Origin of the sequence: Mesorhizobium sp. M7A.F.Ca.CA.003.01.2.1, assembly GCF_003998945.1 — a bacterium.
In the GTDB taxonomy this organism is placed as follows: domain Bacteria; phylum Pseudomonadota; class Alphaproteobacteria; order Rhizobiales; family Rhizobiaceae; genus Mesorhizobium; species Mesorhizobium ciceri.
Genome location: NZ_RZRA01000493.1, coordinates 1 through 4,150 on the forward strand (window position 1 = coordinate 1; position 4,150 = coordinate 4,150).

The 4,150-nt window shown below is 62.0% G+C and carries 6 protein-coding genes and 1 pseudogene; 3 read left to right on the plus strand and 4 right to left on the minus strand.

The window, feature by feature from the left end; genetic code table 11:
- The first annotated feature begins 75 nt into the window (after nt 1-75).
- From EN969_RS19505 to EN969_RS19515, 3 genes are all read left to right on the plus strand, one after another.
- Nucleotides 76-336 carry a DUF2312 domain-containing protein gene (locus EN969_RS19505; RefSeq protein ID WP_013529099.1) on the plus strand — a complete coding sequence of 87 codons (261 nt, stop codon included), beginning with the start codon at nt 76-78 and terminating at the stop codon, nt 334-336.
- Nucleotides 337-537: 201 nt separating this feature from the next.
- Nucleotides 538-978, plus strand: coding sequence for a hypothetical protein (locus EN969_RS19510; RefSeq protein WP_013529100.1), 441 nt, complete (start codon nt 538-540; stop codon nt 976-978).
- 7 nt (nt 979-985) lie between these two features.
- Nucleotides 986-1,297 carry a hypothetical protein gene (locus EN969_RS19515; protein WP_024502896.1) on the plus strand — a complete coding sequence of 104 codons (312 nt, stop codon included), beginning with the start codon at nt 986-988 and terminating at the stop codon, nt 1,295-1,297.
- Between the two features lie 100 nt (nt 1,298-1,397).
- Here the strand turns inward: EN969_RS19515 and msrB are convergent, their stop codons facing one another.
- The 4 genes and pseudogenes from msrB to EN969_RS36100 all read right to left on the minus strand — a co-directional run.
- On the minus strand, nt 1,398-1,802 hold the full coding sequence (msrB, locus tag EN969_RS19520) for a peptide-methionine (R)-S-oxide reductase MsrB (protein WP_013529102.1): 405 nt from the start codon (nt 1,800-1,802) through the stop codon (nt 1,398-1,400).
- Between the two features lie 197 nt (nt 1,803-1,999).
- Nucleotides 2,000-2,797 (minus strand): hypothetical protein, encoded by a 798-nt coding sequence (locus tag EN969_RS19525; protein WP_063169211.1) that lies wholly within the window; start codon nt 2,795-2,797, stop codon nt 2,000-2,002.
- A 19-nt stretch (nt 2,798-2,816) separates the two neighbouring features.
- Complete coding sequence (locus tag EN969_RS19530; protein WP_063169210.1) at nt 2,817-4,007, minus strand: VWA domain-containing protein; 1,191 nt, start codon at nt 4,005-4,007, stop codon at nt 2,817-2,819.
- A gap of 6 nt (nt 4,008-4,013) precedes the next feature.
- Nucleotides 4,014-4,150 (minus strand): annotated as a pseudogene (locus tag EN969_RS36100) (GNAT family N-acetyltransferase); the annotation flags it as partial.

Consider the following 4,150-nt stretch of genomic DNA (forward strand, 5'->3'; position numbering starts at 1 on the left):
GTCGGGCATCGAGCCCGCTCAATTCGCCGCTGCATGCATCCCGAGTCGCGGCGCAGAAACGATGTGGAGAAAAATATGGCCGACGATATCACCGATACCAGCCAGACTGTTGCCGCCGGCCAGCTGCGTGCCTTCATCGAGCGCATAGAGCGGCTCGAGGAAGAGAAGAAGACCATTTCCGACGACATCAAGGAAGTGTTCGCCGAGGCCAAGGGCACAGGCTTCGACACCAAGGCGATGCGCACGATCATCCGGCTGCGCAAGAAGGACCAGGCCGAGCGTCAGGAAGAGGAAACCATCCTCGATCTGTACAAGGCCGCACTCGGCATGGTGTAGAGACCGTCTGGAAATTCTACTCCGGCGGCCATCTGGTGGCGTTTTCTGCGCTTCCCTAGTTCTACTGCAATGCAGTAGAACTGAGCTCACGTACTTTAAGTACGCTCCGCTCCGGTTCTCGAAACCACCACCATATGACTCGCCGGAGCGAATTTCGAAACAGTCTCCGGCCGAGCATGATGCCGGAGCGAGCATCGAGCCATGAGCGAATTCGACTTCGGCGCCCGCCGCGCCTCTGAATTCCGCCAGCGCGGCTTCTGGACGCTGTTCGCCGAGCGGCATCCGGAAGAAAGGGCTCTGATGGCGAGGCGCGGACCCTGGTTCTGGCAGCGCGGGCTGCCCGATTTCGCCTTGGTCCTTTCCATGTATGTCGCGCCGGCGCAGAGCCAGGTCGGCGTCTTCTTCGGCCGCAACGAGAAGTTCGGCGCCACGCAAGCGTGGTCGCGGTTGAAACCGTTCCAGCCTGATATCGAAGCCCGGCTGAAGCTCAGGCCGGAACAGAGTTGCGAGGATCTCGGCATCAATTCGATGTGGCGGGTGAACTGCTATGCCGAGGACAACTGGCCAGCCATGGCCGACTGGCTGGTGACCGAATGTTCGCGTTTCGAGCGCGCGGTAACCGAAGTCCTGAGGCAGGGATAGACATCCGGTGTTGCCAGAGGGTATCGGCTCCTTTTTCCGCTCACGCTGGCAAGGCCAGGTGCCGCTCGACCGGCTGTTCTGGCGCGACCTTGTTCTTGTCGGCACGGCGCTCAACGTCGCATCTCTGGTGGCCGCGATCGTCCTGCTCGGACTGAAGCTGCCGCTGGCGCTGGTTCTGGCGGTGCATTTCGCACCGGTGCCCTACAACCTCTTTCTGACCTTTTCCGTATGGCGAACCACGGAAAAGGCCGGTGGCGCCAAGGCCTCACTGATGACGCTCGGCGCCACATTATGGCTGATCCTGACGGTCGTGGTCTGAGAGCGGACACGGGCGCCCACCGCGTTCGCCGGGTTCGGCCGGGGGGCAATGAAAAGGGCGGCCGCAGCCGCCCTTTTCATTCATTCAATCGAATTTCGGTTCAGGCCGCCGGCTCGAATTTCAGCGCCACGCCGTTGATGCAATAGCGCAGGCCGGTCGGCGGCGGGCCGTCCTCGAAGACATGGCCGAGATGGCTGCCGCAGCGGGCGCAATGGCATTCGGTGCGAACCATGCCGTAGCTGCGGTCGACGGTGTTTTCGACCGAACCCGGCACCGGGTCGTTGAAGCTCGGCCAGCCGGTGCCGCTCTCGAACTTCAGCTTGGATTCAAACAAAGGCTGGTCGCAGCCGACGCAGGAAAAGGTGCCGGCGCGCTTCTCGTAGAGCAAAGCGCAACTTCCCGGCCGCTCGGTGCCGTGGCCGCGCATGACGGCATACTGCTCCGGCGTCAGCCGGGCGCGCCATTCGGCGTCGGTGCGGGTTACAGGGTAGGTGTGGGTGTCCATTCGATCTCCTCAGCCTTGCCGGCTCGCCACTACAGCGCCGCGCGCCCATCGGACGCGCAAAGGACGCTGTAGTACTTTGGTTTTGCGCATGATCCTTTCCGAACCGGAGGTTCGGGACCATGCGCGGATTGCAACCTCATATTCGCACCAAGATAGGCATTTGTTACGCGATTTGCCCGCATTTTCGATCGTGATCTTTATGCGATCGCCCTGAGATAGCGATCGACCGAAGCAGCGAACGCCGCTTTTGCGCCCCCGATGACATTCTGGTTCCACCATGCACCATAGATATGGTCGAACGCGAATGGCTCCAGTGCCGCCGCGATGCGGCGCACGGCCGCTGCATTGAGCGGAATGTAGTTCGGATAGCTGTACATGAAGCTGACATGGTGGCGCGTCGGCGTCACCTGCAAGATATCGCCGGCCAGCAAGACGTCGCCGACATCGCGTTTCCAGTGCAGCACCTGACCGCCGGCAAAGTGGCCGCCGCAGCGGATGAGCGTCAGCGAAGGGTTTATGGCCAGCGTCTCGCCTTCCCAACTGACGATCGCCTTGTGCGGTCGCATGATCCATTGGCGGTCGTCGGCATGGAGATAAATCGGCACGCCGCCAAACGCCTCGCTCCAACTGGCCATCACCGAATAATAGTGGCAGTGCGAGATGGCGATCGCCGCCAGGCCACCGCGGCGGTTGATCTCGGCCACCGCCTCGTCGCTGACCATCGAAACGCAGTCCCACAGCACGTTGCCGTGCGGCGTCTGCGCCAGCAGCGCCCGTTGGCCGATGGCGAAGCGCGGCTCGATGCCGAAGCCGAGAACGCCGGCATCGTCCTTCATAACAAGCCGGTGTCCTTCGGCAAGTTCCTCCGGCGTGATCCACGCTTGGCCCTCCCAGCGCACATATTGGCGCTCGTCCTCGCAGATCGGGCAATGTTCTGGCGGCGTCTCTGTCGCCGCGAACTGGACGCCGCATTGCAGGCAGAGGAAGCAGGTCATCGGATCTCCTGTCGGTCTTTCAGTGCTTTCTTGAAAGCTGCTTGGTCGCGCCCTCCAGCCCGGCCAGCGTCAGCGGGAACATGCGGCCGCCGAAAATGTCGCGGATCATCGCAACCGAATGGGTGTAGCCCCAGTTCTTGGGATCTTCGGGGTTCAGCCATACCGCGTTCGGCCATTGCTGCAGCAGACGGCCGAGCCAGACGCTGCCCGCCTCCGGATTCCAGTGCTCGACCGAACCGCCGGGGTGAGCGATCTCGTAAGGGCTCATCGAGGCGTCGCCGACGACGATCACCTTGTAGTCCGGACCGTATTTGTGAAGCAGGTCGAAGGTCGGAATCACCTCGGCATGCCTGCGGCGATTGTCCTTCCACACGCCCTCATAGAGGCAGTTGTGGAAATAGAAATATTCGAGCTGGCGGAATTCGGCGCGGGCGGCCGAGAACAGCTCCTCGACGCTTTTGATGTGGTCGTCCATCGAGCCGCCGACATCGAAGAACATCAACAGCTTCACCGCGTTGCGCCGCTCTGGCCGCGTCTGCACGTCGAGATAGCCGTGTTCGGCCGTGGCGTGGATGGTTCCGGGCAGGTCGAACTCTTCCTCGGCGCCCTCGCGCACCCAGCGACGCAGGCGTTTCAGCGCGATCTTGATGTTGCGGGTGCCGAGTTCGACGGCATCGTCGAAATTCCTGAACTCGCGCTTGTCCCAGACCTTCACCGCGCGGCGGTTGCGGCTTTCATGCTGGCCGATGCGCACGCCTTCGGGATTGTAGCCATAGGCGCCGAATGGCGAGGTTCCGCCGGTGCCGATCCATTTCGAGCCGCCCTGGTGGCGACCTTTTTGCTCCTCGAGTCGCTGTTTCAAAGTCTCCATCAGCTTTTCGAACCCGCCGAGCGCCTCGACCAGTTTTTTCTCCTCGTCGGTCAGGTGCTTTTCGGCGAGGCGGCGCAACCATTCCTCGGGGATATTGGCGACGTCCAGCGCGTCCGGTCCGCCCAGCGCTTCAATGCCCTTGAAGACATGCGCGAACACCTGGTCGAAGCGGTCGATGTGGCGCTCGTCCTTCACCAGGGCGGCGCGGGCGAGGTAATAAAAACCTTCGACGTCGTAGTCGACCAACCCGGCTTCCAGCCCTTCGAGCAGCGACAGATATTCCCTGAGCGAGACGGGAACGCGTGCAGCCTTCAGTTCAAGGAAGAAGGGGATGAACATGGCCGGTTACAGCAAATCATACTCGATGAAGCCCGTGCGGCGGGCGACGTGGTCGTAAAGCTTGCGCGCGGTGGCGTTGGTCTCGTGCGTCATCCAGTAGACATTCTTGACGCCGATCTTTGCCGCCTCTTCCTTCACTGCGT

Coding starts and splice junctions, on each gene's coding strand:
- EN969_RS19505 (WP_013529099.1), top strand. CDS start 76: ATGGCCGACGATATCACCGATACCAGCCAGACTGTTGCCGCCGGCCAG.
- EN969_RS19525 (WP_063169211.1), bottom strand. CDS start 2,797: ATGACCTGCTTCCTCTGCCTGCAATGCGGCGTCCAGTTCGCGGCGACA.
- EN969_RS19510 (WP_013529100.1), top strand. CDS start 538: ATGAGCGAATTCGACTTCGGCGCCCGCCGCGCCTCTGAATTCCGCCAG.
- EN969_RS19530 (WP_063169210.1), bottom strand. CDS start 4,007: ATGTTCATCCCCTTCTTCCTTGAACTGAAGGCTGCACGCGTTCCCGTC.
- msrB (WP_013529102.1), bottom strand. CDS start 1,802: ATGGACACCCACACCTACCCTGTAACCCGCACCGACGCCGAATGGCGC.